General features: G+C 56.9%; 26 protein-coding genes and 3 tRNA genes. 14 read left to right on the plus strand and 15 right to left on the minus strand.

The window, feature by feature from the left end; translation table 11 throughout:
* Window positions 1–198 precede the first annotated feature (198 nt).
* On the plus strand, window positions 199–486 hold the full coding sequence (locus tag AC2FNU_RS04320) for a hypothetical protein (protein WP_496785267.1): 288 nt from the start codon (window positions 199–201) through the stop codon (window positions 484–486).
* 63 nt (window positions 487–549) lie between these two features.
* On the opposite strand, the gene AC2FNU_RS04325 is transcribed toward AC2FNU_RS04320, so the two are convergent.
* Window positions 550–624, minus strand: a tRNA-Val gene (locus AC2FNU_RS04325).
* Between the two features lie 180 nt (window positions 625–804).
* Here AC2FNU_RS04325 and AC2FNU_RS04330 point away from each other — a divergent pair.
* The 3 genes from AC2FNU_RS04330 (at window position 805) to uvrA (ending at window position 4,039) form a co-directional block, all read left to right on the plus strand.
* Window positions 805–881: transfer RNA gene (locus tag AC2FNU_RS04330), tRNA-Asp, on the plus strand.
* 45 nt (window positions 882–926) lie between these two features.
* Window positions 927–1,003: transfer RNA gene (locus tag AC2FNU_RS04335), tRNA-Asp, on the plus strand.
* 177 nt (window positions 1,004–1,180) lie between these two features.
* A complete protein-coding gene (gene uvrA / locus AC2FNU_RS04340) occupies window positions 1,181–4,039 on the plus strand; it encodes an excinuclease ABC subunit UvrA (protein WP_496785270.1) in 2,859 nt (952 codons plus the stop codon).
* Window positions 4,040–4,055: 16 nt separating this feature from the next.
* Here the strand turns inward: uvrA and AC2FNU_RS04345 are convergent, their stop codons facing one another.
* The 5 genes from AC2FNU_RS04345 to AC2FNU_RS04365 all read right to left on the minus strand — a co-directional run bounded on the left by AC2FNU_RS04345 (window position 4,056) and on the right by AC2FNU_RS04365 (window position 8,769).
* Entirely contained in the window at window positions 4,056–4,379 is a 324-nt protein-coding gene (locus tag AC2FNU_RS04345) for a hypothetical protein (protein WP_496785273.1), read from the minus strand.
* Window positions 4,380–4,484: 105 nt separating this feature from the next.
* Window positions 4,485–5,357 (minus strand): 3-hydroxyisobutyrate dehydrogenase, encoded by an 873-nt coding sequence (gene mmsB, locus AC2FNU_RS04350; protein ID WP_496785275.1) that lies wholly within the window; start codon window positions 5,355–5,357, stop codon window positions 4,485–4,487.
* A gap of 3 nt (window positions 5,358–5,360) precedes the next feature.
* Window positions 5,361–6,401: an enoyl-CoA hydratase/isomerase family protein gene (locus AC2FNU_RS04355; RefSeq protein WP_496785279.1), complete on the minus strand. Its 1,041-nt coding sequence runs from the start codon at window positions 6,399–6,401 to the stop codon at window positions 5,361–5,363.
* Between the two features lie 7 nt (window positions 6,402–6,408).
* Window positions 6,409–7,551, minus strand: coding sequence for an acyl-CoA dehydrogenase family protein (locus AC2FNU_RS04360; RefSeq protein ID WP_496785281.1), 1,143 nt, complete (start codon window positions 7,549–7,551; stop codon window positions 6,409–6,411).
* A 102-nt stretch (window positions 7,552–7,653) separates the two neighbouring features.
* Window positions 7,654–8,769, minus strand: coding sequence for a carboxylate-amine ligase (locus tag AC2FNU_RS04365; RefSeq protein ID WP_496785284.1), 1,116 nt, complete (start codon window positions 8,767–8,769; stop codon window positions 7,654–7,656).
* Window positions 8,770–8,906: 137 nt separating this feature from the next.
* On the opposite strand from AC2FNU_RS04365, the gene AC2FNU_RS04370 reads away from it, so the two are divergent.
* Together AC2FNU_RS04370 and AC2FNU_RS04375 are read left to right on the plus strand one after the other, a co-directional pair.
* Window positions 8,907–9,758 carry a class I SAM-dependent methyltransferase gene (locus AC2FNU_RS04370; RefSeq protein WP_496785286.1) on the plus strand — a complete coding sequence of 284 codons (852 nt, stop codon included), beginning with the start codon at window positions 8,907–8,909 and terminating at the stop codon, window positions 9,756–9,758.
* A 71-nt stretch (window positions 9,759–9,829) separates the two neighbouring features.
* Window positions 9,830–10,306 (plus strand): fasciclin domain-containing protein, encoded by a 477-nt coding sequence (locus AC2FNU_RS04375; RefSeq protein WP_496785291.1) that lies wholly within the window; start codon window positions 9,830–9,832, stop codon window positions 10,304–10,306.
* Between the two features lie 65 nt (window positions 10,307–10,371).
* On the opposite strand, the gene AC2FNU_RS04380 is transcribed toward AC2FNU_RS04375, so the two are convergent.
* A complete protein-coding gene (locus tag AC2FNU_RS04380; RefSeq protein ID WP_496785293.1) occupies window positions 10,372–10,956 on the minus strand; it encodes a L,D-transpeptidase in 585 nt (194 codons plus the stop codon).
* A 205-nt stretch (window positions 10,957–11,161) separates the two neighbouring features.
* Window positions 11,162–12,661 carry a CoA-acylating methylmalonate-semialdehyde dehydrogenase gene (locus AC2FNU_RS04385; protein WP_496785295.1) on the minus strand — a complete coding sequence of 500 codons (1,500 nt, stop codon included), beginning with the start codon at window positions 12,659–12,661 and terminating at the stop codon, window positions 11,162–11,164.
* Between the two features lie 104 nt (window positions 12,662–12,765).
* Here AC2FNU_RS04385 and AC2FNU_RS04390 point away from each other — a divergent pair, with 104 nt between their 5' ends.
* From AC2FNU_RS04390 to coaD, 3 genes are all read left to right on the plus strand, one after another.
* Window positions 12,766–13,668: a LysR family transcriptional regulator gene (locus tag AC2FNU_RS04390; RefSeq protein ID WP_496785298.1), complete on the plus strand. Its 903-nt coding sequence runs from the start codon at window positions 12,766–12,768 to the stop codon at window positions 13,666–13,668.
* Window positions 13,669–13,729: 61 nt separating this feature from the next.
* Window positions 13,730–14,167: a CBS domain-containing protein gene (locus AC2FNU_RS04395; protein ID WP_496785300.1), complete on the plus strand. Its 438-nt coding sequence runs from the start codon at window positions 13,730–13,732 to the stop codon at window positions 14,165–14,167.
* Between the two features lie 85 nt (window positions 14,168–14,252).
* On the plus strand, window positions 14,253–14,744 hold the full coding sequence (gene coaD / locus AC2FNU_RS04400) for a pantetheine-phosphate adenylyltransferase (RefSeq protein WP_496785302.1): 492 nt from the start codon (window positions 14,253–14,255) through the stop codon (window positions 14,742–14,744).
* Here the strand turns inward: coaD and gap (AC2FNU_RS04405) are convergent.
* The 3 genes from gap (AC2FNU_RS04405) to gap (AC2FNU_RS04415) all read right to left on the minus strand — a co-directional run bounded on the left by gap (AC2FNU_RS04405) (window position 14,736) and on the right by gap (AC2FNU_RS04415) (window position 17,039).
* Window positions 14,736–15,740 carry a type I glyceraldehyde-3-phosphate dehydrogenase gene (gene gap, locus AC2FNU_RS04405; protein ID WP_496785306.1) on the minus strand — a complete coding sequence of 335 codons (1,005 nt, stop codon included), beginning with the start codon at window positions 15,738–15,740 and terminating at the stop codon, window positions 14,736–14,738. The two genes, coaD and gap (AC2FNU_RS04405), sit on opposite strands and share 9 nt — an antisense overlap.
* Window positions 15,741–15,822: 82 nt before the next feature.
* A complete protein-coding gene (locus AC2FNU_RS04410) occupies window positions 15,823–15,966 on the minus strand; it encodes a hypothetical protein (protein WP_171089800.1) in 144 nt (47 codons plus the stop codon).
* A 71-nt stretch (window positions 15,967–16,037) separates the two neighbouring features.
* On the minus strand, window positions 16,038–17,039 hold the full coding sequence (gene gap / locus AC2FNU_RS04415) for a type I glyceraldehyde-3-phosphate dehydrogenase (protein ID WP_496785310.1): 1,002 nt from the start codon (window positions 17,037–17,039) through the stop codon (window positions 16,038–16,040).
* A gap of 181 nt (window positions 17,040–17,220) precedes the next feature.
* Between gap (AC2FNU_RS04415) and AC2FNU_RS04420 the strand changes: the two genes are divergently transcribed.
* Both AC2FNU_RS04420 and AC2FNU_RS04425 read left to right on the plus strand, forming a co-directional pair.
* Complete coding sequence (locus AC2FNU_RS04420; protein ID WP_496785312.1) at window positions 17,221–18,180, plus strand: DUF808 domain-containing protein; 960 nt, start codon at window positions 17,221–17,223, stop codon at window positions 18,178–18,180.
* A gap of 1 nt (window position 18,181) precedes the next feature.
* Window positions 18,182–18,589 carry a hypothetical protein gene (locus AC2FNU_RS04425; RefSeq protein ID WP_496785316.1) on the plus strand — a complete coding sequence of 136 codons (408 nt, stop codon included), beginning with the start codon at window positions 18,182–18,184 and terminating at the stop codon, window positions 18,587–18,589.
* 45 nt (window positions 18,590–18,634) lie between these two features.
* On the opposite strand, the gene tkt is transcribed toward AC2FNU_RS04425, so the two are convergent.
* Window positions 18,635–20,659 (minus strand): transketolase, encoded by a 2,025-nt coding sequence (tkt, locus tag AC2FNU_RS04430; protein WP_496785320.1) that lies wholly within the window; start codon window positions 20,657–20,659, stop codon window positions 18,635–18,637.
* A gap of 236 nt (window positions 20,660–20,895) precedes the next feature.
* Here tkt and AC2FNU_RS04435 point away from each other — a divergent pair, with 236 nt between their 5' ends.
* Genes AC2FNU_RS04435 through AC2FNU_RS04445 form a run of 3 tightly spaced genes read left to right on the plus strand, consistent with a single transcriptional unit; the run spans window position 20,896 to window position 22,489 of the window.
* Window positions 20,896–21,750, plus strand: a complete 855-nt coding sequence (locus tag AC2FNU_RS04435; protein ID WP_496785322.1) for a hypothetical protein — start codon at window positions 20,896–20,898, stop codon at window positions 21,748–21,750.
* Window positions 21,750–22,145 carry a cell division protein ZapA gene (locus AC2FNU_RS04440; RefSeq protein WP_496785324.1) on the plus strand — a complete coding sequence of 132 codons (396 nt, stop codon included), beginning with the start codon at window positions 21,750–21,752 and terminating at the stop codon, window positions 22,143–22,145. Before AC2FNU_RS04435 ends, AC2FNU_RS04440 begins: the two co-directional genes overlap by 1 nt.
* The gene (locus AC2FNU_RS04445) at window positions 22,142–22,489 is read left to right on the plus strand and encodes an MliC family protein (protein ID WP_496785329.1); all 348 of its coding nucleotides are present in this window, start codon (window positions 22,142–22,144) and stop codon (window positions 22,487–22,489) included. The genes AC2FNU_RS04440 and AC2FNU_RS04445 overlap by 4 nt, the downstream gene beginning before the upstream one ends.
* A gap of 6 nt (window positions 22,490–22,495) precedes the next feature.
* Here AC2FNU_RS04445 and grxD read toward each other — a convergent pair whose 3' ends face one another.
* The 3 genes from grxD to purL form a co-directional block, all read right to left on the minus strand.
* Window positions 22,496–22,858: a Grx4 family monothiol glutaredoxin gene (gene grxD, locus AC2FNU_RS04450; RefSeq protein WP_171089818.1), complete on the minus strand. Its 363-nt coding sequence runs from the start codon at window positions 22,856–22,858 to the stop codon at window positions 22,496–22,498.
* Between the two features lie 234 nt (window positions 22,859–23,092).
* Entirely contained in the window at window positions 23,093–23,329 is a 237-nt protein-coding gene (locus tag AC2FNU_RS04455) for a BolA/IbaG family iron-sulfur metabolism protein (RefSeq protein WP_480498144.1), read from the minus strand.
* A gap of 145 nt (window positions 23,330–23,474) precedes the next feature.
* Window positions 23,475–25,634 (minus strand): phosphoribosylformylglycinamidine synthase subunit PurL, encoded by a 2,160-nt coding sequence (gene purL / locus AC2FNU_RS04460; protein ID WP_496785332.1) that lies wholly within the window; start codon window positions 25,632–25,634, stop codon window positions 23,475–23,477.
* Between the last annotated feature and the right edge of the window lie 80 nt (window positions 25,635–25,714).

Here is a 25,714-nt window from a genome sequence, read left to right on the forward strand (position 1 = left end):
CTTCGGCTTCATCGTACATGTAGGCTTTGGACAGAACGGACATATCATTTCCCTCAACTTCTTGATGTTGATATGGGAATCCACTTTGGGTTTGTCAAGTATACAACCGCCTAATAATAGGCTAAGCCTAAACGAGGAATTCTGATTCTGGCAAATGAGGTGCTTGCCGCTTCGGTCTGCCTACCTCATATCTCGGTCATGACCTGGCCTAACAGAATCCCCTTCGACCTTCACAAAGAGCTTGAGTCTCGCCCGCTTCCCGATTGGGAAGCAGCGCTGCGCGTTTGGGCAAAGGCCCACAAGCTCAAGCTCAAGATTCAGTGGTATCCGCGATTGCAGCGCTCGATCTCGGATCTGCATTCGCGCAGATACACAGCAAAGCCCCAGGACCATTGGTCCGCGATAAAAGAATGGCTGGAACGCAATGATGTACCGGTGCCCGAGAATTTACCCGGGTGGCCTGAGATAGACGCTGTGCGGTATTAGGTTCTTTTAGGTTCAAATGACCTTAGAACACTTCGCAAAAATCACGTAACATATTGAAAAATATGGTGGGTGATAAGAGATTTGAACTCCTGACATCTTCGATGTGAACGAAGCGCTCTACCACTGAGCTAATCACCCATGGGACGCGTTGATATCTGTCCTGCGGTTCGGCTGCAAGTGGATTTGGCTTTGTTCAGCGCGCAAAAAACGGAGGGCGAACAAAAATCTGGATTCTGATAAAAAACTTCAAAACGCCGCTTGACGCTGCCCGAGCGTAGCCATAATACACCCCAACGTTCAGCAGTGAACGTGCAGCGGGCGGTTGTAGCTCAGTTGGTTAGAGTACCGGCCTGTCACGCCGGGGGTCGCGGGTTCGAGCCCCGTCAACCGCGCCATCGCTGCACTCCTTGGTCCAGGGTAAAGGCCACGAAAATAGATGCGCGGTTGTAGCTCAGTTGGTTAGAGTACCGGCCTGTCACGCCGGGGGTCGCGGGTTCGAGCCCCGTCAACCGCGCCATTTTCCCGTTAGAAACATCCCACGTTACTGAATTTGATGGTTTGCCGCATTGTAGCCGCGCGTGATGTCAGGAAGTGTCGGCAATAATCCGTCTGTTCACAGTTTGTTCTAACTTTTCTGTTGGAGACTCGGCTCTGCTCGCCTATTTCTGAGGGACGTGTTTGTTGGGGGCCGGAAATGGCTGAGCTGAAGAATATCGAGGTGCGCGGCGCGCGCGAGCATAACCTCAAAAGCATCGACGTTGATATCCCGCGGGATCAGCTGGTGGTGATCACCGGTTTGTCTGGTTCGGGCAAGTCCTCGCTGGCGTTTGATACCATCTATGCCGAAGGGCAGCGGCGCTATGTGGAAAGCCTTTCAGCTTATGCGCGTCAATTCCTCGATATGATGGAAAAGCCCGATGTGGATCACATCAGCGGCCTGAGCCCGGCGATTTCCATCGAACAGAAAACAACATCCAAGAACCCGCGTTCTACTGTCGGGACCGTTACGGAAATCTATGACTATCTGCGCCTGCTGTTCGCTCGCGCCGGAACACCCTATAGCCCTGCAACCGGACAGCCGATCGAGGCGCAGCAGGTACAGGACATGGTCGACCGGATCTTGACCATGGAGGAGGGCACGCGAGGTTATCTGCTGGCCCCGATCGTGCGCGATCGCAAGGGTGAGTACAAAAAAGAGTTCCTGGAGCTGCGCAAGCAAGGGTTCCAGCGTGTCAAAGTCGATGGTGAGTTCTATGAACTGGATGAACCACCGACGCTGGACAAAAAGTTTCGCCACGACATTGATGTGGTGGTGGATCGACTTGTTGTCCGAGAGGGTATGGAGACCCGCTTGGCCGACAGCCTGCGCACAGCTTTGGATCTGGCAGACGGTATTGCGATTCTGGAAACTGCCCCGCGTGAGGGCGATCCGCAGCGTATCACCTTTAGCGAGAACTTTGCCTGCCCGGTCAGCGGCTTCACTATCCCCGAGATCGAACCGCGCCTGTTTTCCTTCAACGCACCATTTGGGGCTTGCCCTGATTGCGATGGGTTGGGGGTCGAGTTGTTCTTTGATGAGCGCCTTGTTGTACCGGATCAGTCGCTGAAACTCTATGACGGGGCCTTGGCGCCATGGCGCAAAGGCAAGTCGCCGTATTTCCTGCAAACCATCGAAGCCATTGCACGGCATTATGAGTTCGACAAGAACACGCCATGGAAAGACCTGCCCCAGAAGGTGCAGCAGGTGTTCCTGCGCGGCTCTGGCGATGAAGAGATCCAGTTCCGCTATGACGAAGGCGGACGCGTTTATCAGGTGACGCGCAGTTTTGAAGGCGTGATCCCGAATATGGAGCGCCGTTACCGTGAAACGGACAGCGCTTGGATTCGCGAGGAATTCGAACGTTATCAGAACAACCGTCCATGCGGCACATGTGAGGGGTATCGCCTGCGGCCCGAGGCGCTGGCGGTCAAGATCGCGGGTCTGCATGTTGGGCAAGTGGTGCAGATGTCAATCCGGGAGGCTCTGGCCTGGATCGAGGACGCGCCGAACCACCTGAGCGCGCAGAAAAATGAAATCGCGCGCGCCATTCTGAAAGAGATTCGCGAACGGCTTGGGTTTCTGAATAACGTTGGTTTGGAATACCTTACGCTGTCGCGTTCAAGTGGAACACTGTCGGGCGGGGAAAGCCAGCGTATTCGTCTGGCCAGCCAAATCGGCTCGGGTCTGACTGGGGTTCTTTACGTGTTGGACGAGCCGTCAATTGGCCTTCATCAGCGTGACAATGACCGGTTGCTGGGCACGCTCAAGAATCTGCGGGATCAGGGCAACACAGTGATTGTCGTCGAACATGACGAGGAGGCCATCCGCGAGGCCGATTATGTGTTCGACATTGGCCCCGGAGCGGGCGTTCACGGGGGGCAGGTTGTCAGTCATGGTACACCTGCGGACATCACGGGTGATGCGGCCTCGATCACCGGGCAATATTTGGCGGGGACGCGTGAAATCGCGGTTCCGGTTGAACGGCGTGCGGGCAAGAAGCAGAAAGTGACCGTCGTAAAAGCCACGGGCAACAACCTCAAGAACGTCACGGCCGAGTTTCCTTTGGGCAAATTTGTCTGTGTGACAGGGGTATCTGGTGGCGGTAAGTCCACGCTGACCATTGAAACACTGTTCAAAACCGCATCGATGCGCCTGAATGGTGCCCGTCAAACTCCGGCGCCGTGCGAGACGATCAAGGGGCTTGAGCATCTGGATAAAGTCATCGACATTGATCAACGCCCAATCGGGCGGACTCCGCGTTCAAATCCAGCGACTTACACCGGGGCCTTCACGCCGATCCGCGACTGGTTTGCCGGGTTGCCCGAGGCGAAAGCGCGGGGGTACAAGCCCGGTCGCTTCAGCTTTAACGTGAAGGGTGGCCGGTGCGAGGCGTGTCAGGGTGACGGTGTCATCAAGATCGAAATGCACTTTCTGCCCGACGTTTATGTCACCTGCGAGACCTGCAAAGGCGCGCGCTACAACCGCGAGACGCTTGAGATCAAGTTCAAGGGCAAGTCCATCGCGGATGTGCTTGATATGACGGTGGAAGACGCGCAGGAGTTCTTCAAGGCCGTGCCGTCGATCCGGGACAAGATGGATGCTTTGGCCCGCGTTGGGCTGGGCTATATCAAGGTTGGGCAACAGGCCACCACGTTGTCTGGTGGCGAAGCACAACGCGTGAAGCTGTCCAAGGAACTGTCGAAACGTTCAACCGGGCGGACGCTTTACATCCTGGATGAACCGACCACGGGTCTGCATTTCGAAGACGTGCGTAAACTGTTGGAAGTGCTGCACGAACTGGTCGATCAGGGTAACACGGTTGTGGTGATCGAGCACAATCTGGACGTGGTGAAAACCGCAGATCATATCATCGACATTGGTCCCGAGGGTGGCGATGGCGGTGGTGAGATTGTTGCCGTTGGCACACCCGAAGAGGTCGCCACGGTCGAGCGCAGCCATACCGGGCGCTACCTGAAATCGATGTTGGACAACGCGCGCGTCGCGGCAGAATAGCCGCTGACCTGCCAGCTTAGTTCAGAATATCGGCAACCGCACCGATCAGGTTCAGGACCTTGCGCGTATCGGGATCGACCCGGTACACATAGTCGCCCGCGCGAATATAGGAATAGTTCCGGTTCAGCCCATAGCGGTACGGATTGTCGATCCAACGATAATCGTTGCGGATGAAATCACCATTCCGGTAGATCTTTTTGGCTTGTCCCGGAGGCACGCAAGGAATGGACTTTTTGGCCAAACCCGGTGGGCAATGTCCATTTTTGTTTTTGGCTACGGCTGTAACAGGGGCAAGCGCCATCGCTGCAAGCATCGCAATTGTCACCAGGTATTTTGTCATGCCGCTTTCCTTTGCGAACAGGCTGAAGACGCCTCGGAACATGACTGGATAGATGGCCCCTTGCCGATAGCCTGTCAAATGGTTGGGCAAGAGGCCGCCGATTGCCTATTCGCGCCCGCGTTTTTCGAAGCGTGGAAGCATCGCGCTGAAATCGCGGCCCAGTCCGTCTTCGTTTTCGACAAACTGCTCGTAAAGGGCAGTCGCGACCTGACCCATCGGAGTATCCGCATCAGCGCTGTCTGCGGCTTGCTGGCTGAGACGCAGGTCTTTCAGCATAAGCTCAGCAGCGAATCCAGGCGTGTAGTCATTGTCAGCAGGGCTTTGCGGGCCAACGCCGGGGGCAGGGCAATAGGCGTTCATCGTCCAGCTATAGCCCGACGATGTGCTGACCACGTCGAACATCTTTTGCCGGTCCAGCCCCAGTTTGTCCGCCAATGCAAAAGCCTCGCAGGTGGCGATCATGGTGACGCCAAGAATCATGTTGTTGCAGATCTTGGCGGCTTGTCCGGCCCCGGCTTCGCCGCAATGAACTGCTTTTTGCCCCATGATCTCGAACAGGGGGGCAGCTTTTGCGAATGCGTCTTCCGATCCACCGGCCATGAACGTCAGCGTTCCCGCTGAAGCTCCGCCAATACCGCCTGAAACGGGTGCGTCCACGGACAGAAGCCCCGAACCAATGGCCTGATCGGCAACCGCACGCGCGCTGTCCACGTCAACGGTCGAGCAGTCGATCAGCACAGCCCCTTTCGACATGGCAGGAATGACTTGATCCGCGACAGCCCGTAAAATAGAGCCGTTCGGCAGCATGGTAATGACCGCGTCCGCCCCTGCAACCGCGTCAGACGCTGTTTTGGCCTGAGTGACACCTTCCACGGTGACGCCTGCTGTATCAAACCCTTGAACCTGATGCCCGGCCTTTGCCAGGTTGGCCGCCATGGGCGCGCCCATATTTCCCAGCCCTATGAAACCGATCTGCATCTTTTAGTCCTCCTCAAAAGTCAGGGTATCCGCACCCAGCGGTTGCAACATTTTCGAAACGGCCGTCAAAGGGACGTTCATATCGGCAAACTGCCAGTTTGGGCTGCGGTCTTTATCGATGATCTGCGCGCGAATACCTTCCAGAAAGTCACCGTGTTCCATCGACCGGTGGGTGAAACGGTATTCCAGGTCCAGGGCACGCCGTATGGACAATGCGGGACCGCGCAGACGATGCAACATCTCAACCGTACAGGCCGTGGAAAGGGGGGCGTTTTTTCCCAATGTCGCTAGGGTTTTCTGCGAAAACTCCTGGTCACTGTTGCGCAGGCTTGTCACGATGTCGCCCAGCGTTTCGCCCGAGAAATGCTGATCAATGTCGGCCCGCAACCCGGCCAGTTCTCCGGCGGGTGGGGTTTCGGCGTGCTGCGAGATCAGGCCCGCGTTACCCGAAGCTTCCAGCATCTCAATCAGATCGGACCAGCGCGATTGAGGGATGTAATGGTCCGCGAACCCCGCCAGAATTGCATCCGCAGGCCCCATTCGGAACCCGGTTGTTCCCAGAAACTCGCCCAATCGACCGGGGGCGAGCGCCAGCATCAGCGAGCCGCCCACATCCGGCACCAGACCAATCGAGCATTCGGGCATCGCGATTTTGGAGCTTTCCCCGACAACGCGATGGCTGCCGTGGCACCCAATACCGACACCGCCGCCCATGGTAAAACCCTGAAGAAAACTGATGACCGGCTTGGGGTACTCAAAAATCATCGCATTCAGGCGGTATTCGTCGCGCCAGAATGTCTGTCCGTAGGCATAGTCGCCTTTAGTACCGGTTTCATAAAGCTCGGCGATGTCACCGCCCGCGCAAAAGGCTTTTTCCCCTTCGGCGTCCAGAATGATCAGATCAACGGCATCATCTTCGCGCCAGTTGCGCATCGCCGTATCGATGGCCATGCACATCTCGTAACTCAATGCGTTCAAAGCATGTGGGCGTGTCAGGGTGATGCGTCCGGCACGGCCTGTGGTGCGGATTTCGATGTCTGACATAGGGGCCTCAGCGGTTGGCAAGCATCTGGCGCGATACGATCACGCGCATGATCTCATTCGTGCCTTCCAGTATCTGATGCACGCGAAGATCGCGCACAAGCTTTTCGATGCCGTAATCGGCAAGATAGCCATAACCGCCATGCAGTTGTAGGCACTGATCCACCACTTTCGATCCGGTTTCGGTCACGAATTTCTTGGCCATCGCGCAGAATTTCGTGGCATCAGGCGCTCCGTTGTCCAGTTTCCACGCGGCTTGGCGCAGGAAAGTCCGTGCTGCTTGCAATTCAATCTCCATATCCGCCAAGCGGAACTGAAGGGCCTGGAATTGATCAATGGATTGGCCAAACGCCTTGCGTTCGGACATGTATTGCAATGTCTTATCCAGCCCGGCCTGTGCGGCGCCAAGCGAACAGGCCGCGATGTTCAGTCGCCCGCCGTCGAGGCCCATCATGGCGTATTTGAACCCGTCGCCTTCGGTGCCGACAAGGTTGCTAGCCGGGATTTTGCAATCATCGAATTGCACCTGCGCGGTAGGCTGACTTTTCCAGCCCATTTTCTCTTCCAGTGCTCCAAAGCTGAGACCCGGTGTGCCGTCCTCGACATAAACGGTTGAAATACCTTTGGGGCCATCTTGGCCTGTACGCACCATGCAGACATAGGCGTCGGAGTATCCGCCGCCTGAGATGAACGCCTTGGTGCCGTTCAACGTATAGCCTTCGTTCGTGCGTTCAGCGCGGGTCTTCAAGGCCGCCGCGTCCGAGCCGGAACCGGGTTCGGTCAGGCAATAGCTCAAAACTGTATTGAGGCTTAGGACATCAGGCATGATGCGTGCCTTGAGGTCATCGTCTGCGAAATTGTCCAACATCTTGGCGCACATGTTGTGGATCGACAGGAACGCAGCGACCGAAGGGCAGGCCATCGACAATGCCTCGAATACCAAGGTGGCATCCAGACGGGTCAGGTTCGAACCACCGCTGTCCTCGGATACATACAACGCCCCAAAACCAAGCTCGCCGATTTGTGGCCAAAGCGATTTCGGAATAGTGCCATCGGATTCCCACTGCCGCGCAAAAGGTGCAATGTTCTCCTGCCCAAACGCGTGTGCCATGTCGAAAATGGCTGTCTGTTCCTCGCTGAGTGCGAAATCCATGGCGCTCCCTCCCGTCGGCAATGAATTGAACGGTTGTTTATTTCCGAATTCTTACAGAAATTTTGCAGGCTCAACAATGGGTCGCGAAGAGAGAGGAGAAGCCTAGAGATCCGTGTGAAATTCTTCGATCAGGTGACGCACGACAGCTTGCCCCGGATCATCTCCACGCGCCACGGCCTCGGCGTGAACGCGGCGTTGACGGGTGGCTGAGGTGCCGTTTTCAGCGATCTGCCGTAGACGCGCCAGTTCGGTCATCGTGCCAAGCGCTTCGGTGTCTTCGGCCAACAAACCCATCAGGTCGCCGATCAGTTCGGACATTGGTTTGACCGACCGGTCGCCGAAGTCAATCAGCCCTTCGCCCACGCCATAGCGCTGTGCGCGCCAGCGGTTTTCTCCGATGAGGAAGCGATCATATTGCCGCCAGCGCAGGTTACGGTCTTTCAGTCGACACAACATTCGGGTCAACGCCTGAACCAGTGCCGCCAGGGACAGGGTGTGTTCCAGTCGGGGCTGTACATCCATAATCCGCGTTTCAAGCGTGGGGAAACGATGCGACGGGCGCAGGTCCCACCAGATTTTGGTTGTGTCCTCGATCACGCCCAGATCCACAAGAATACCCGTGGTGCGCTCATATTCACTCCAACTGCCGAAGATTGGGGGAAGGCCGGTGCGGGGCAGGTTGTCGAATACGGTCAGGCGATACGAGGACAGGCCGGTGTCTTCGCCATTCCAAAAGGGGGACGATGTGGACAGCGCCAGAAGATGGGGCAAAAAGTAAGACAGCTGCGGCATCAGATCGGCACGCAGGGCAGGGTCTTCGACCCCGACATGCACATGCATCCCGCAGATCAGCATGCGACGTGCCACGCCCCCCAGCGCGTGTTGCAAAGCGTCATAGCGTTCCTTACGGGTGTGGTGTTGATCCTTCCAGTTCGCAAAGGGATGACAGGATACAGCGATCGGGGACAGATTATAGTCAGCAGCCCGTTTCGACACGCAGGAACGCAGGCGTTTGAGGTCTTCCCGCGCCGAGGCGATTGTCGTGTGTGGGCGCGTTCCGACTTCAATCTGACATTGCAGGAACTCGGGGCTCACCTGACCTTCGAAATCGTTTTGACAGGCCTCCATCAGCGCTTCGGGCGCTTCGGACAATTGCAGGCTGTCGCGATCCACAAGAAGATACTCTTCTTCAATGCCCAGTGTGAATTCCTGCTGCATGGCGACCCCTTTGTCTGTCGTGCGATCCAGTGAATACGGAAATTTGCTTCTTGCCAAGGGTTTGACCGGCTTGTCCTTGCACAGGTACAGGCGGCAATTGTAAGGAACGGATCAGCAAACACCGTGGAGCCATCGCCGTGAAGCCCAGAAAATTCCCAAAGATTAACGCCGCTCTGGACGAGTTGGGGGTGAGGTTGATCGACAAGGTTACCGAACAGGAAGAGCGCGCGCGGCTTGAGGCTTTTGAAGCTGCCGGAGGGCTGACACGCCCGGCCTATGCGTTATCTCCGGGTATGGAAGGGTTCGATATCGCGCAACTGGTGGCGGAATATGACCGTCACAAGGCGGATTTGCAGGCGTTGAAAGATCCGGCGTGCAATCAGACTGGCTATCGCACAGGCAACGGCTATTACGACAGCCCGGATGCAGATGCCTTGTATCTGATGATCCGACGCTTTCAGCCCAAGCGCGTGATCGAGGTGGGGTGCGGGAACTCAACCCGCGTGACCCGGCAGGCAATTATTGACGGCGGGTTGGACACAGAGATCACCGCGATTGACCCATACCCGCGTGCCGACATTGCCCATGTCGTGGACCACTTCGAACAAAAACGTCTTGAAGAGGTCGACCCATCGCTGTTTGCCGAGCTTGAAGCCGGAGATGTTCTATTCATCGATTCAAGCCATGTCGTCAGGATGAGCAATGACGTCGCCCACCTATTCTGTCGCATCATTCCGGCGCTGAAACCCGGCGTCGTTATTCATGTGCACGACGTTTTTTTACCCTACGAATATCCCAAACGTTTCTTCTATGATTGCCCGGGCTGGGGAGAGCAGTACATGCTGCACGCGTTGCTACAATCTGATGCGTATTCAATGCTTTGGCCGGGATATTACCTTCAACAGGATCGCCCGGGTGCCGTTGCCGCCTTGCCGTTTTTGGCTGAGGGGCGGGCTCAGAGCATCTGGGTGCAACTCAAAGAAAAATGATCTCAGAGTGATCCGCTGCGGCAAAAGGTCCGTACCCCTTTCCATAACACGCTGGAGAGGAGAAGACAGCTATGTTCCGTCGCACATTCATGGGCGCAGCCGCCGCACTTGCTTTTGCCATGCCGCTTAAGGCGCAGGCCGCTGACATTGTTGATACAGCCGTTGCCGCTGGATCGTTCAACACCTTGGTCGCTGCCGTTCAGGCCGCTGGTCTGGTTGATACTTTGAAGGGCGATGGCCCATTCACCGTATTTGCCCCAACTGATGAGGCGTTCGCAGCATTGCCCGAGGGTACGGTGGAATCCCTGCTGCTGCCCGAGAACAAGGATCAGCTTGTATCGATCCTGACCTACCACGTGGTTCCTGCCAAGGTGATGTCCGGCGACATTGCTGGCAAGCGCGCCAAGGTTCTGACAGTTCAGGGCGACCGTTTGAGCGTAAACGCGAGAAACGGGGTGAAAGTGAACGATGCCAAGGTTGTGCAGGCCGATATTGAGGCCAGCAACGGTGTGATTCACGTGGTCGACGCAGTTATCCTGCCGGAATAAACCACGTCTCAAAACATCCAAGCCCCGGCGATTGACCGGGGCTTTTGCTTTTAATGATAAGCAAATCAGACCAGACGCACCTGTGTCCCAATCTGAACCAGCGGATACAGTTCTTCCACGTGCTGATTGTAGAGCCCGATACATCCGGACGAACTCTGACGGCCAATCTTGCGCGTGTCATGTGTGCCGTGAACCAGATAAGCTGGCCAGCCCAGATACATGGCACGGGTGCCCAATGGGTTGCCAGGGTCGCCACCTTCCATCCGTACAGGCAATGAGGGATCGCGCTCGCGCATGGATGCCGTCGGCGTCCAGCTTGGGAATTCGGTTTTGCGCACAACTCTTGTGTACCCGCGTTTAGTGAGCTCTTCACTCATCGGGACCGAACTTGGGTAAAGCTTGTAGGTTCCGTCCGGGCTCCAGTAATGCACGGCGCGGCTGGTGATATCGGCCAGCAGGCAGCCCACGCCAAGCTCATCAAAGTGATCCTGCCAGTTCTGTTGAGAAAATGAAGACACGTTGCGGCGCACCGGCAATTGCGTGCTGATGGCATCTTCCGTTTCCGGGAAAGCATCTGTGCTTTGCGCCCGAACAAGGGCGGGGGTCGCCAGCAAAGATGCAGCGCCCAACAAGGCGGAACGACGGGTCATACGAGATTGGGACAAGACTGCCTCCGATAATTTTACTGCTCGGTACACACTTGCCGGATAAAATATTTGTCTTGGAGGTATTTTTCCAGTGGGCCATGTCTGAATTTCTTGTGAAGGCGAGGCCGCAGACAGGTTTATCGGCGAAAAGATGCAAAAAACCCGGCCCAAATTCGGGCCGGGCTTGAAAATTCAATGGCAGTTCAGATCAGTCCATGGCTTTGAAGTTGAACTCGCCACCTTCCTTGATGCCCGATGGCCACCGGGATGTGACGGTCTTGGTGCGGGTATAGAACTTAAAGCTGTCAGGGCCGTGTTGATTCAGGTCACCAAACATCGATTTCTTCCAGCCGCCAAAGGTATGATAGGCCAGCGGAACCGGGATCGGAACGTTGATGCCGACCATGCCGATATTGATCCGGCTGGCAAAATCACGCGCGGTATCACCGTCACGGGTGAAGATCGCGGTGCCGTTGCCATATTCATGGTCCATCGCCAATTTCAGCGCTTCTTCGTAAGAACCGGCACGCACAGTGGACAGGACAGGGCCAAAGATTTCCTGTTTGTAGATGTCCATGTCCGGGGTGACGTGGTCGAACAGATGCGGGCCAACAAAGAAGCCATCTTCATAGCCCTGCAGGCTGAAGTCACGGTTGTCGACAACCAGTTTGGCGCCTTGCTCTACGCCCGAGTTGATCAGGCCCAGGATTCGTTCTTTGGCAGCACCGGTCACAACCGGCCCCATGTCTACATCATCACCAGCAGTGTAAGGGCCAACTTTCAGCTTTTCGACACGCGGGATCAGCTTTTCGATCAGCTTGTCGGCGGTTTCTTCGCCAACCGGAACTGCCACGGATACAGCCATGCAGCGTTCGCCTGCCGCGCCGAAACCGGCACCGACCAGCGCGTCGGCCGCCTGGTCCAAGTCAGCGTCTGGCATCACGATCATGTGGTTTTTGGCGCCGCCAAAACACTGAGCGCGTTTGCCGTTGGCGGTTGCACGGCTGTAGATATATTGCGCAATCGGGGTAGACCCCACAAAGCTTACGCCTTGGATGATTTCGCTGTCGAGGATCGTATCAACGGCTTCCTTGTCGCCGTTCACGACCTGGAACACACCCTTGGGCAGACCGGCTTCGACAAAGAGTTCTGCCAGCATCAGCGGAACGGATGGGTCACGCTCGGACGGTTTCAGAACCACCGCGTTTCCACAGGCAAGCGCCGGGCCTACGTGCCAAAGCGGCATCATGGCGGGGAAGTTGAACGGCATGATCGAACCAACAACGCCCAGAGGCTGACGCATCGAGTACATGTCAATACCGGGGCCGGCGCTGTCGGTGTATTCACCTTTCAGCATCTGCGGCGCGCCGATGCAGTATTCAATCACTTCGAGACCACGCTGCAAGTCGCCCTTGGCGTCGGGGATGGTTTTACCATGCTCGCGGCTCAGGACCTCGGCCAGCTTGTCCATGTCGCGGTTCATCAGGCCAACCATGGCCATCATAACCCGTGCACGCTTTTGCGGGTTGGTCGCGCCCCATGCGGGTTGGGCAGCGGCAGCGGCTTCAATGGCCGCGGTGGTTTCTGCCGCGCTGGCCATCGGGCATTTGTACTGAACTTCGCCGGTCGCCGGGTTGTAAACGTCGTCGAAACGACCGGATGTTCCGGCAACCATTTCGCCGTTTAAAAAATGGGTCAGGTCTTGCATCAAGAGCTCCTCCGATAGGTTTGCGCGCAGAATAGGCTTGCAGAAATCCCGCGAACAGAGGCAATGTCTCAAAAGAGTTTTGCAAAAATGCAAAAGAGGGCGGGATGACCCCAAATTGGGACGATATGCGAATATTTTTGGCTGTGGCACGGGAAGAAAGCCTGTCGTCTGCCGGTCGCATACTGAAGATTGATCCTGCTACTGTGGGGCGTCGCGTGGCCCGGCTCGAATCCACGTTGGAATCAACTTTGTTCACCAAATCGCAGCAGGGTTACGTTCTGACGCCTGCGGGACAACGCCTTTTGGAACATGGGCTGCACGCCGAAGAAGCGATGCGTGCGGCCGCCGGGGCGGTGGCCGGGTCAACGAAATCGCTGAGTGGCCAGATCAGGATCGGTGCGCCCGATGGCAGCGCCAATTACCTGTTGCCGCAGGTCTGCGCGAAAATCAGCGATGCGAACCCTGATCTGGACATTCAGATACTTGCCCTGCCTCGGGTCATTAACCTGTCTCGACGCGAGGCGGATATGGCCGTGACAGTGAGCGCGCCAACAGCCGGGCAGTTGCGGGTAAAAAAAATCAGCGACTACAAACTGCACATGGTTGCGACGGAAGACTATCTTCAACTGAATGGCCCGATCCAATCTGTGGCGGATCTGAAAGAGCACAGGTTGATCGGGTACATTCCCGACATGATCTTTGACCGAGAGCTGGATTACCTCAATGACATAGGTATTGACCGTGTCGCGCTTGCATCGAACTCGGTCTCGGTCCAATTGCGTCAGGTCACGCTGGGAACCGGGGTATGTGTGGCCCATGACTTCACGCTGCCATTCCATCCCGATCTGCGGAAAATCCTGACGGATCAAGTGAGTTTGACGCGCAGTTTCTATCTTGTTCGGCACGAAGGAGATCAGCGCAACGAACGGTTGAACCGCTTTGCTGATGCCCTGACACGCGGTATTCGCGAGGAAGTGCTTCGTTTGGAAGCAGAGGCCGACGCTTGACAGGTCGCAACAATCGCGCAACGCTTTGGAATAAGTGTCATTATTTCCGGAGGTATTCTTAATGTTAGTACAGGCCATCCTGAAGTCCAAAGCGACAGACGGCGTTGTGACAGTTGCGCCAACGGCGACGGTCTCGGAGGCCTCGAAGATTCTTGCGGAGAAGCGGATCGGGACGGTCATCATTTCCGAAGACGGCGGTGAAACCGCGTCCGGCATCCTGTCTGAACGTGACATCGTCCGGGAACTGGCGGCCAGTGGCAGTGGCTGCCTGAACCAGCCGGTCCAGTCCTATATGACGCAAGATCTTGTCACGACGACCCGTCAGGCGACGGTCCAAGACATCATGTCCCGCATGACAGAAGGGCGGTTCCGCCATATGCCGGTGGTGGAAGATGGCAAGCTGGTCGGCATTGTCACACTCGGCGATGTCGTGAAGGCACAGCTGGCAGAACTGGCCATGGAAAAAGATGCTTTGGAAGGCATGATAATGGGGCACTGACGGCAAGGGTTGCTTCAGCAATCACTTGCACCTGCAGCAAAGTTATGTTTGCTTGCGCAGAAATTTTGTTGCGCAGGAGGGCGCGATGCGGGTTGGATTATATCCGGGCACTTTCGATCCCATAACCATGGGGCATATCGACATCATCCGTAGGGCGTCTGCATTGGTAGACAAACTGGTGATCGGCGTTGCGATAAATCGAGATAAAGGACCTTTATTCTCGTTGGAAGAGCGCGTGGCTATGATCGAAGCCGAATGCGCTCAACTCTCTGAGCAGACAGGCACCGAGATTATCGCCCATCCATTTGAAAACCTGCTGATTGACTGCGCGCGTGACGTGGGTGCACAGATCATTGTGCGCGGTTTGCGGGCGGTCGCAGACTTTGAGTACGAATTCCAAATGGTTGGAATGAACCGTGCATTGGACGATTCAATCGAGACTGTCTTTCTGATGGCAGAAGCGCGCCATCAGGCAATTGCCTCGAAGCTGGTCAAGGAAATCGCCCGGTTGAATGGGGACGTGTCGAAATTCGTCACGCCCCGCGTCAACACCGCGCTGAAAGAACGGTTAGGTTAGGGCGCCCATCGCGGCAGCTGTATCCAGCATCCGGTTCGAGAATCCCCATTCATTGTCGTACCAGGCCAATACGCGAACAAGTGTGCCATCGGTGACTTTGGTTTCGGCCAGCGACACGGTCGAGCTGTGCGGGTCGTGGTTGAAGTCAATGGAAACCAACGGACGGCTTTCTGCCGCCAACACGCCGGGGATTTTGGCGGCGGCATCAATAAACAGCTGGTTCACTTCCTCTTCGGTGGTTGGGCGGGAAACCTCGGCCACCAGATCAACGACTGAAACGTTCGGGGTCGGGACACGGATCGCCTGACCTGTCAGTTTGCCTTGAAGTTGTGGCAGAACCAGACCAACAGCAGCGGCCGCGCCTGTTGTTGTGGGGATCATCGACAACGCAGCGGCGCGCGACAGGTAAGGGTCTTTTCCGACCAAATCATGTACCGGCTGGCTGGCGGTATAAGCGTGAACAGTTGTCATGTTGCCGTGCTTGATTCCAAGCCCGGCATCCAAGGCCGCGGCAACCGGAGACAGGCAGTTGGTGGTGCAGGATGCGTTCGACACGACCAAGTCTTCGGCAGTCAGTTCGTGATCGTTCACACCAAACACGACGGTTTTGACGTTACCGTCACCGCGGGCCGGGGCCGAGATCAGAACTTTTTTCGAGCCGTTCTTGAAGTGACGTTCGGCGGCTTTTCGGGTACGGAACACACCGGTGCATTCCAGAACGACATCAATATCCGACCACGGCAGGTCTTCGGGGTTGCGTTCGCTGGTCAGACGGATCGGACCACGACCCACATCCAAACCTGCATCGCTGAGTGTAACCGGGTTGGCGTAGCGACCATGCACACTGTCGAACTCAAACAGATGCGCGTTCATATCGGGCTTGCCCAGATCGTTGATCGCAACGATTTCAACGTCTGTGCGGCCGCTTTCCATAACTGCGCGCAGAACCCCGCGCCCAATCCGTCCAAATCCGTTGATCGCAAGTTTCAGGGTCATGGTCTGCTCCGTCGAAATTTCTCTGTCAGATTAGTTAGCGCTAACAACTCCAGATCAACGAAAGAGTCAAGAAAAACCTCGGTCAGCGCCAGAAAGCGAGCCAGTCTAGAAATTCGTAGAGCTTCTTGGCAAGGAACAGCAGGTGGTCGCCGCTATACAGCGTCATGTCCAACATCACGCCCCCAAGCAGAAGGATGCCGAGCCAGATGGCGATTTGATTGGTCATGGCCGTTCCGAACAAAAATGCCCGCCCAGATAACCTGAGCGGGCATTAAGGTACAAGCGAAGTCCGAAGGGTCAGTTAAGACGGCCCATCGCAACGGCCACATCGGCCATACGAACCGAGAAGCCCCATTCGTTGTCATACCATGCCAGAACACGGACCAAGCGATTGTCGACAACGCGGGTCTGATCCGGCGCGAAGATCGAGCTTTCTTCGGTGTGGTTGAAATCGGTTGAGACCAGCGGCGCGGGCTCAAAACCCAGTACGCGCTGCATCGGTCCTTTGGCGGCTTCTTCGACGATAGCGTTGACTTCCTCGACGGTTACATCGCGCGCGGCACGGAAGGTCAGGTCTACGGCCGATACATTCGGGGTAGGGACGCGGATCGCGGACCCGTCCAGACGGCCTTTCAGGTTTGGCAGAACTTCGCCCAACGCCTTGGCGGCTCCGGTCGAGGTCGGGATCATCGACATTGCAGCGGCGCGGGCGCGGTACAGGTCGCTGTGGCGGCGGTCCAGGGTCGGCTGATCGCCGGTATAGGCGTGGATCGTGGTCATGATGCCGTTTTCGATGCCGATACCTTCGTCCAGAACCTTGGCCAGCGGTGCCAGGCAGTTTGTGGTGCAAGAGCCATTCGAAACCATGTTGTCGTTTGCGGTCAGCGTGTTGTGGTTCACGCCAAAGACGATGGTCTTGTCGACATTCTTGCCAGGGGCAGACAGCAGAACTTTGCCGGCGCCGCGCTCAAGGTGAGTTTTGGCCTTGTTGCCGTCGTTGAACTTGCCGGTGCATTCCAGAACGACGTCGCAGCCTTCCCAGTCCAGCTCGTTCATGTCGTAGGTCGAGAACATCTGCATTGGGCCGCGGCCCAGATCCATGGTGTCGCCCTCGATGGAAACCTCACGCGGGAAACGCCCGTGAACACTGTCGTACTTCAGCAGGTGCGCCGAGGTTTCCAACGGGCCGGTGGCGTTGACTTTGATCACTTCGATGTCGTTGCGCCCCGAAGCGGCGATGTGCGACAGGGTGCAGCGGCCAATACGGCCAAAACCATTGATACCGACCTTGATGGTCATGTGACGTCTCCAGATGCGCTTGCGTTGTGGGCCATATAGCGGCGAAATGGGAATCTCAAAAGGGCAAAAACGGCATATTTTTAAGGTGTTAGCGCAAACCTGCGCCGATTGCGCTAACGCTTGCGCTAGCTGAGAGATCAGGTAGGGTCCGGGTGCGGCACGTGACAGGAAAGGACACGAGATGAGCGGACTGTTGGCCCTTTTGGACGATGTGGCGGGAATTGCCAAAGTGGCGGCCGCTTCGGTCGACGACGTGGTTGCGGCGGCAGGTAAGGCTGGGGCCAAGACTGCCGGGGTCATCATCGACGACGCGGCGGTTACACCGAAATATGTTCAGGGGTTTGCACCCGCACGCGAGTTGCCGATCATCTGGCGCATTGCACGCGGGTCGATTTTCAACAAGATCATACTGTTGCTGCCAGTGGCGCTGCTACTTGCCAATTTCGCGCCCTGGCTGATCACCCCGCTACTCATGATTGGCGGGTCTTACCTTTGTTTTGAAGGCGCTGAGAAGATATTTCACGTCTTGTTCCCCCATGGCAGCCACGCCATTGAACAGGACATGGACGTTCGTGACCCCGGTCATTTGGAAGAACAAAAGGTAAAGGGCGCGATCAAGACGGACTTTATCCTGTCGGCTGAGATAATGACGATTGCCTTGGCGGCGATCGAAGCGCCTAACCTGTGGATGCAGGCCGCGACGCTGGCCGTCGTGGGAATAGGGGTGACGGTCGCCGTTTATGGGTCCGTCGCGCTGATCGTGAAAATGGATGATGTCGGGCTTTATCTGGCGCAGAACGCGCCGACACCTATTGGTCGCGGTCTGGGCCGATGGTTGGTCAAGGCAATGCCCGGCGTGATGAAAACACTGTCCATTGTTGGAACTGCAGCGATGCTGTGGGTGGGAGGCTCGATCGTCATCCACGGGATGGAGGTTCTGGGCTTTGGCTGGTTGGGTCATCACATCCACGATTGGGCATATGCCATTGGACATTCCGTCTCTGAACAGTGGGTGGGCGCGGTTGAATGGATTTCCAAGGCCACAATGGATGGCGTATTTGGTTTGGCATGGGGATTGGTTTTGATCCCTGTGGCGACCCGGATCATAGCACCACTGTTAAGTAAGAATGCGAAACACTGAATTGACCCGTTACCGTCTGGGCACGACCATCGATGGCCCGCTTATTAGAAAAGTCGGCACGCGCGGAATAAACGGCAGATCCTCAATTCTATCTGCTTTGAGTGTTGCGGCAGACGAAGTCCCATTCGATGAATCCGAGCTGTACAGTTTCTTGCATTTTCGGGTTGATACCGCTTTCAGGGCGCAGAAGCGTAGCTGTTGGGTCGGCGGACGCTTTTACAACGCTTTAGCGGGTCAATCGGCTACTTATGTTCCGTTGTCAGGAACACATCTTCGCCAGGCGTTGTCTTGCCTCGGCCTGCAAGCACCTGAGAAAGTGGTGGTGCAAGGACGGTATGAGTTGCGATTGGATTATGCTCTGAAAGCCTATGAAGAACTTGCACTTCGGGTTAAGGCTGAACCCAAATGAAAAGGGCGGCCAAGGCCGCCCTTTGCTTGATCAGTTGGGTCTGTTTTATAGCCCCAGAAGTTCTTTGACCTTGGCTACAGTCGCCTCCGCGGTGATGCCGAAATGCTTGTAAAGCTCGCCAGCCGGGGCTGATGCGCCAAAGCTCGACATGCCGATGAAGCCGGCTTTGGCTTCGCGGCCACGCTCGCCCAACAACCAACGGTCCCAGCCACCTGCGCGAACAGCGGCTTCGATGCCGACGCGCACGGGGCCAGCGGGCAGAACGCGCTTGCGATAGGCTTCGTCCTGCTGCGCGAACAGTTCCATACAGGGCATCGAGACGACGCGTGTGCCGATGCCGTCGGCCTCAAGCATTGCCTTGGCTTCCATGGCCAGTGACACTTCGGACCCGGTGGCGATCAGGATGGCCTGACGTTTGCCTTCGGCTTCGGCCAGAACATAAGCACCTTGCGCAACAAGGTTCTTGGTTTTGTGCTGAGTGCGCACTGTCGGCACGCCTTGACGGGTCAGCGACAGGACCGACGGGCTGTCCTTGAAGGTCAGCGCCAGTTCCCACGCTTCGGCTGTTTCAACTGTGTCAGCGGGGCGGAACACATAGGTGTTAGGCGTTGCACGCGAGATGGCCAGATGTTCAACCGGCTGGTGGGTCGGGCCATCTTCGCCCAGACCGATGGAGTCATGGGTCATCACGAAGACCGACGGGATTTTCATCAGGGCCGCCAGACGCATGGACGGGCGGGCATAGTCGGTGAAGGCCATGAACGTACCGCCATAGGGGCGAATGCCACCATGCAGCGCCATACCGTTCATCGCAGCGGCCATGCCGTGCTCGCGGATACCGTAGTGGATGTAACGACCCTTGCGGTTTTCCGGCAGGAAGACACCCATATCGGCCGATTTGGTGTTGTTCGAACCGGTCAGGTCAGCCGAGCCGCCAACAGTTTCGGTCATGATCGGGTTCACGACGTTCAGAATCTTTTCAGACGACGCGCGGGTGGCCAGCTTAGGCTGATCTTCCGAAACTTGCTTTTTGAACGCGCGGATGGCGCCAGCCAGTTTCTTTGGTGCTTCAAACGCGTAGGCACGGTTGAACTCGGCCTGCTTGCGTTCGGAAAGTTGCGCGAAACGCTCTTCCCACGCTGCTCGTTCAGAAGCACCACGGGCACCAATAGCTTCCCATGCGGATTTCACGTTTGCAGGCACCTCGAACGCGTCATGGGGCCAGTCATAGGCTTCTTTTGCAGCCTTCAGCTGATCCTGATCCGTCAGCGCGCCGTGGCCTTTTGACGTATCCTGTGCTGCATGACCCAGCGCGATGTGGCTTTCACATGCGATCATGGTCGGCTTGCTGGACTTCTTCGCGTCGATAATGGCCGCATCAATGGCCTTTGGATCATGGCCATCGATCTCGATCACATGCCAGCCCGAAGCCGCAAAACGACGCACCTGATCTGTGCGATCGGCAATATCGACCGTACCGTCGATGGTGATGTTGTTGTTGTCCCAGAAGACGATCAGTTTGCTCAGTTCATGACGACCGGCCAGCGTGATGGCTTCCTGGCTGACACCTTCCATCAGGCAACCGTCGCCTGCGATAACGTAGGTATAGTGATCAACAACCTTCTTGCCGTAATGCGCGCGCTGGATTTCTTCGGCCATGGCAAAGCCCACAGCGTTCGAAATGCCCTGACCGAGCGGGCCGGTGGTTGTCTCGATCCCGTCAACAAGGAAGTTTTCCGGGTGGCCTGCCGTTTTTGCGCCCAGCTGACGGAAGTTCTTGATCTCATCCAGGGTCACGTCTTCATGACCAGTGAGATACAGCAACGAGTAAACCAGCATCGAGCCGTGACCAGCTGACAGGATGAACCGGTCGCGGTCAGGCCAGCTTGGGTTTGATGCGTCGAATTTCAGGTGCTTTTCGAACAGTACGGTCGCAACATCGGCCATGCCCATGGGCATACCGGAATGTCCGGAATTGGCAGCCGCGACGGCGTCAAGGGTCAGAGTGCGGATGGCCGCAGCTTTGTCCCAGTGTTCAGGGTTGGCATTGCGCAGCGCAGTCAGGTCCACGGGCGTTGTTCCTTTGGGTTTGAAGCTGTTTGCGCGCTCAATACCACTCAACACCCAAAGTGCAAGCGGAACCGGGGTGAATCGGGGTCGGATGCATGAAGAGCGGGGCTCAAGTGGTTGAAAGCAAACAGTGGGTATTTTCTGTCGCATTCCGCTAGACTGTCCTCAGGCGGGATTCGGTTTTGATTCGGATCGCATCGAAACAGAATGAACCTTGATAAAGAGGTGACAGGGGCATGAGCCAGATAGAAGACTTACAGCACCGTATTATTGCTGCGATGGACCGCATTGGTGCGGGTGTCGATGCATTGGGCGCTGCACCCCAGACCACTGGGCCGGACGAGGGGCTTCAAACTGCACTTGAGGACGAACGTGTCGCCAACGCACAGCTTCAGGAACGTCTGAAATCCCTGAAAGAGCAGCACGAACAGCAGATGGATGGCTTGCGCGCTGATCTTGAGGAACTACGCGCGGCTCCGTCTGACAGCGCAGAAACCGACGCGCTGCGCGCCGAGCTGGAGGAAGCTCGCGCCAAGATCACTTCGGTTGAAGCGGCGCGTGCCGAGCTGGCCGAAGCCAAGGCAGCGCTAGACAACAGCACTGAGCTGGACGCATTGAAAGCCGAAAACGAAAAGATGCGGGCAGAGCTGGACGCTTTGGAAGATCCTGAGCCGTTAAAGGCGGAACTGGAACAGCTGCGCGGTATGCTGGATCAGGCCAAGGCGGTCGAGGCGGAAAACAACCGCCTCAAGGCCGAGTTGGAAGATACCGTGCGTGTCGATGACCTGAGCGCTGAACTGGAAATGCTGCGTGCTGAGCGGGCCAGTCATGGGGCAGCAATGTCTCGTCTGGATGACGATCTGCAGCGCATGCGTAAAGCGAATGAACAATTGCGAAACGCCGTTGACGAATTGCGTGCGGCGGCCACTGAGGGTTTGACAGACGCGGAACTTTTGAACCGCGCAACAGTCGCCGAACTGGAGGCCACGCGCGCGGCGCAAGCCTCGGACGCGGCCGAAGCGCAGGCCGTTCTAGCGCGACTGGAACCTCTGCTGTCGCAGGCGAAACTTGTAGAAGGTGAGGTAGAGTAATGCCTGAAGTGACCATAAATATCGGCGGTCGCGGCTTTGACGTCTCGTGCCGGGACGGTGAAGAGCCTTTTCTGCATTCCGCAGCAAAGATGCTGGATGATGAGGCGCAGGTGTTGTCGGATCAGATCGGCAGAATGCCTGAATCCCGGATGCTTCTGATGGCCGGTCTCATGCTGGCCGACAAGACGGCAGCGACGGAAGACAAGGTAAAATCGCTGGAAGCGAAGCTGGCCGAGGCTGAGGCTGAACTTCAGGGTCTCAGGAATGCTCCGCCGCCAGAACCGGAGCGGGTCGAAGTGGCGGTGGTTCCACCCTCTGTCACAGATACACTGGCGGAGCTGGCAGCACGGGCAGAAGCCCTTGCGGCAGTTGTCGAGGAGAAGAAAGCCCAATGACTTTGTTGCGAAACGCCATTGCCGCCGTCGCGCTGGCCCTTCCTGCGACAACTGCAATGGCAGAGATTGACATACTGTCCGTCACATTCACCTGCGAAAACGGCGTACCTTTGCCAGTGACTTACTTCAACGCGCCAGATGGTTCGGGCGCGGCGGCGACGATGGTGGACAACACTCTGGTCGCCATGCGTCAGGTCGAAAGCGGGTCGGGCATCCGCTACGAATCTCTCGGAGCTGAAGGAACCTATATCCTGCGTTCTAAAGGCTGGAACGCCTCAATCAGCTATTTGGCGGCAGGTGCCGCCAATGAACAAGCGATCTATCGGGACTGTTCCAGCCGGTAAGTTGGCTTATGCGTTTGCTTCGCGGATCTTGTCGGCTGCATCTTTGTTGTAGCCGACTCCGTTTTCATCAAACAGCGTGTCCAGCTCACCGGACAGGGTCATTTCGGTGATGATGTCGCAACCGCCAACGAACTCGCCTTTGACGTAAAGCTGCGGCACGGTCGGCCAGTCTGAATAGTCCTTGATACCCTGACGGATTTCTTCGTCAGCCAGAACGTTCACGTCGGCATAGTCTACGCCCATATAGTTCAGAACGCCGGCCACGCGGGATGAGAAGCCGCACTGGGGCATCTCTTTGGTGCCTTTCATATACAGCACCACGTCATTGGCTTTGACGGTTTCGTCGATCTGGGTTTTCACATCGGTCATTTCGCGTTTCCTTGTATTTGGCGTCTATGGGGCAGGGGCCGCAGTTTGCAAATTTAGCAGATTATCCCAACTTTCTTTCGTATACGCGGCGTCTCATTTTACGTGTGACACGCCAATACCTTGGGCCATATTTTATTAGCTCCGGCAGGTCGCAAAACAGGATCGTGGCAAGATTGATAATGTCGAAAATGAGCCAGGCAATCCTTAGCGTTACCCAGCCGAAAGCTTCATCCATTACTCCGGCACTTTGGTGGTCAGCGCCAGTGCGTGCAATTCTCCATCCGGGCCGTCCATCTTGCCTTTCAGAGCCGCATAAACGGCGCGTTGTTGCTGAACGCGGTTTTTACCACGAAAGCTTTCATCCACGATCATGGCGGACATATGAACGCCATCGCTGCCACCAACCTGAATTTCCGCGTTGGGAAAGCTCTCGCGCAGCAGGGTTTCAATCTCGTGGGCGCTCATCGGCATGTAGGTTCACTCCTGAAAGTCTTTCCCAAGATGTAGAGCGATGGGGCGGGGCGTGCAAGATGGCACGTGCGGACAAACTCGGCAAATCCTACGCGCGGTTAGACGCAGAGGATTTCCGTATTTGAGACGAGAACAAACCTGTATATTAGGCCACAGCCGCAGCAAAGCTGGTGCGGAAGGTGTCTGTCAGCTCGGCCAGCGGAGCTTCGGAACCACCGATCTTCACGCAATCACCGGTGAAGCGCCCAACCGAGACCAGCGGAACTCCTGCCTGACCGGCAGCAATCATCAATGCCTCGGCCTGATCGAAGTTGCAGGCGACCAGATAGCGGGCCTGATCTTCGCCAAACAGGAATTCGGTTGGGGCGTCGTCGAGGTGAACACCAACGCCCGCCGCTTCGGCCAATTCAAAGGCGGCCAATGCAAGACCGCCATCCCCAAGGTCGGTACAGGCTTTGATCATTTCGCGATTGGCGCGAATGAAGTCACCGTTACGCTTTTCGGCATCCAGATCGACATGCGGCGCATCGCCGTCTTCGCGGTTGAACACTTCGGCTAGCAGGGCGGATTGACCCAGATGGCCCTTGGTTTCACCGATCACAAGCGCGACGTGGCCTTCGCGAACCTCGTTGCCGATGATTTCGTCCGAATGGGACAACAGGCCAACAGCGCCGATGGTTGGGGTGGGCAGGATCGCTTGACCGTCGGTCTCGTTGTACAGCGAAACGTTGCCTGAAACGATGGGCATATCCAGCGCGCCAACGGCGGCACCAATGCCCTGAATGGCACCTACGAACTGGCCCATGATCTCGGGCTTTTCCGGGTTGCCGAAGTTCAGGTTGTCTGTAGTGGCCAGCGGTTTGGCCCCGACTGCGGTCAGGTTGCGATAAGCTTCGGCCACGGCTTGTTTGCCACCCTCAACTGGGTTGGCGCGCACATAGCGTGGTGTCACGTCTGACGTGAAGGCCAGCACCTTGTCAGTGCCGTGGACGCGCACCATGCCTGCGCCCAGACCCGGTGTGCGGGCGCTGTCCGCCATCACCATGGTGTCGTACTGCTCGTACACCCACTGCTTGCCCGCGTAGTTGGGCGAAGAGAGCAGGGCGCGCAGCCCGTCGATCGGATCGATCTGAGGCACTTCGGCCAGTTCGTCGGCCTCGGGCGTCGGTTCCCACGGACGGTCGTATTCCGGCGCGGTCGAGGACAGCTTGGACAGAACCAGATCGGCTTTCACTTCACCATTGTGCATGATCAGGAAGCGGTCTTCGGCAATGGTCTCTCCTACGATTGCAAAGTCCAGATCCCATTTCTCGAACACGGCCCGGGCCTCAGCCTCAAGTTCGGGCTTGAGAACCATCAGCATACGTTCCTGAGATTCCGACAGCATCATCTCATAGGCTGTCATATTCTCTTCGCGCTGAGGCACGTTTTCCAGATCAAGACGTACGCCAAGGCCACCCTTGTCGCCCATTTCAACGGCCGAGCAGGTCAGGCCAGCGGCACCCATGTCCTGGATCGAGATCACGGCACCGGTCTGCATCAGTTCCAGCGTCGCTTCCATCAGGCGCTTTTCCGTGAAGGGGTCGCCGACCTGAACGGTGGGGCGTTTTTCTTCGATCGTGTCGTCAAACTCGGCAGACGCCATGGTCGCACCGCCGACGCCGTCACGGCCGGTTTTTGCGCCCAAATAAACGACCGGCATACCCACGCCGGAGGCGGCTGAATAGAAAATCTTGTCGCTGTCGGCCAGACCTGCCGCGAATGCGTTCACCAGACAGTTGCCGTTGTACGCGGGGTGGAACCGGACTTCACCGCCCACACAAGGCACGCCAAAACAGTTGCCATAACCGCCAATGCCTTCGACGACGCCGTTCACCAATTGGCGGGTTTTGTGATGGCCGGGTTCACCGAAGGACAACGCGTTCATGGACGCGATGGGACGCGCGCCCATGGTGAACACGTCGCGCAGGATGCCTCCCACACCGGTCGCGGCACCTTGGTAGGGTTCGATGTAAGAGGGGTGATTGTGGCTTTCCATTTTGAAGACCACGGCCTGACCATCGCCGATATCGACCACACCAGCGTTTTCACCCGGACCACAGATGACCTGAGGGCCAGACGTGGGCAGGGTACGCAGCCATTTCTTGGATGACTTGTAGGAACAGTGTTCGTTCCACATGGCCGAGAAGATACCCAGTTCGGTAAAGGTCGGTTCGCGCCCAATGATCTCGAGGATCATGTCGTATTCCTCGGGCTTGAGCCCATGTGCAGCTATCAGATCGGGTGTGATGGCGGGCTCTTGCATCTTCTGTCCTGTGTCCAAGTGGGCCGAGATTGCGCGCCTTTTAGGGCAAGCGCGCGCGTGTGGAAAGGGTCAAGACGGCG

It is taken from the genome of Ruegeria sp. BHSB064, from assembly GCF_059613205.1.

Excerpts from the sequence above, each read along its gene's own strand:
- AC2FNU_RS04320 (WP_496785267.1), top strand. The coding sequence starts at position 199 with ATGACCTGGCCTAACAGAATCCCCTTCGACCTTCACAAAGAGCTTGAG.
- uvrA (WP_496785270.1), top strand. The coding sequence starts at position 1,181 with ATGGCTGAGCTGAAGAATATCGAGGTGCGCGGCGCGCGCGAGCATAAC.
- AC2FNU_RS04345 (WP_496785273.1), bottom strand. The coding sequence starts at position 4,379 with ATGACAAAATACCTGGTGACAATTGCGATGCTTGCAGCGATGGCGCTT.
- mmsB (WP_496785275.1), bottom strand. The coding sequence starts at position 5,357 with ATGCAGATCGGTTTCATAGGGCTGGGAAATATGGGCGCGCCCATGGCG.
- AC2FNU_RS04355 (WP_496785279.1), bottom strand. The coding sequence starts at position 6,401 with ATGTCAGACATCGAAATCCGCACCACAGGCCGTGCCGGACGCATCACC.
- AC2FNU_RS04360 (WP_496785281.1), bottom strand. The coding sequence starts at position 7,551 with ATGGATTTCGCACTCAGCGAGGAACAGACAGCCATTTTCGACATGGCA.
- AC2FNU_RS04365 (WP_496785284.1), bottom strand. The coding sequence starts at position 8,769 with ATGCAGCAGGAATTCACACTGGGCATTGAAGAAGAGTATCTTCTTGTG.
- AC2FNU_RS04375 (WP_496785291.1), top strand. The coding sequence starts at position 9,830 with ATGTTCCGTCGCACATTCATGGGCGCAGCCGCCGCACTTGCTTTTGCC.
- AC2FNU_RS04380 (WP_496785293.1), bottom strand. The coding sequence starts at position 10,956 with ATGACCCGTCGTTCCGCCTTGTTGGGCGCTGCATCTTTGCTGGCGACC.
- AC2FNU_RS04385 (WP_496785295.1), bottom strand. The coding sequence starts at position 12,661 with ATGCAAGACCTGACCCATTTTTTAAACGGCGAAATGGTTGCCGGAACA.
- AC2FNU_RS04390 (WP_496785298.1), top strand. The coding sequence starts at position 12,766 with ATGACCCCAAATTGGGACGATATGCGAATATTTTTGGCTGTGGCACGG.
- AC2FNU_RS04395 (WP_496785300.1), top strand. The coding sequence starts at position 13,730 with ATGTTAGTACAGGCCATCCTGAAGTCCAAAGCGACAGACGGCGTTGTG.
- coaD (WP_496785302.1), top strand. The coding sequence starts at position 14,253 with ATGCGGGTTGGATTATATCCGGGCACTTTCGATCCCATAACCATGGGG.
- gap (WP_496785306.1), bottom strand. The coding sequence starts at position 15,740 with ATGACCCTGAAACTTGCGATCAACGGATTTGGACGGATTGGGCGCGGG.
- AC2FNU_RS04410 (WP_171089800.1), bottom strand. The coding sequence starts at position 15,966 with ATGACCAATCAAATCGCCATCTGGCTCGGCATCCTTCTGCTTGGGGGC.
- gap (WP_496785310.1), bottom strand. The coding sequence starts at position 17,039 with ATGACCATCAAGGTCGGTATCAATGGTTTTGGCCGTATTGGCCGCTGC.
- AC2FNU_RS04420 (WP_496785312.1), top strand. The coding sequence starts at position 17,221 with ATGAGCGGACTGTTGGCCCTTTTGGACGATGTGGCGGGAATTGCCAAA.
- AC2FNU_RS04435 (WP_496785322.1), top strand. The coding sequence starts at position 20,896 with ATGAGCCAGATAGAAGACTTACAGCACCGTATTATTGCTGCGATGGAC.
- AC2FNU_RS04440 (WP_496785324.1), top strand. The coding sequence starts at position 21,750 with ATGCCTGAAGTGACCATAAATATCGGCGGTCGCGGCTTTGACGTCTCG.
- AC2FNU_RS04445 (WP_496785329.1), top strand. The coding sequence starts at position 22,142 with ATGACTTTGTTGCGAAACGCCATTGCCGCCGTCGCGCTGGCCCTTCCT.
- grxD (WP_171089818.1), bottom strand. The coding sequence starts at position 22,858 with ATGACCGATGTGAAAACCCAGATCGACGAAACCGTCAAAGCCAATGAC.
- AC2FNU_RS04455 (WP_480498144.1), bottom strand. The coding sequence starts at position 23,329 with ATGCCGATGAGCGCCCACGAGATTGAAACCCTGCTGCGCGAGAGCTTT.
- purL (WP_496785332.1), bottom strand. The coding sequence starts at position 25,634 with ATGCAAGAGCCCGCCATCACACCCGATCTGATAGCTGCACATGGGCTC.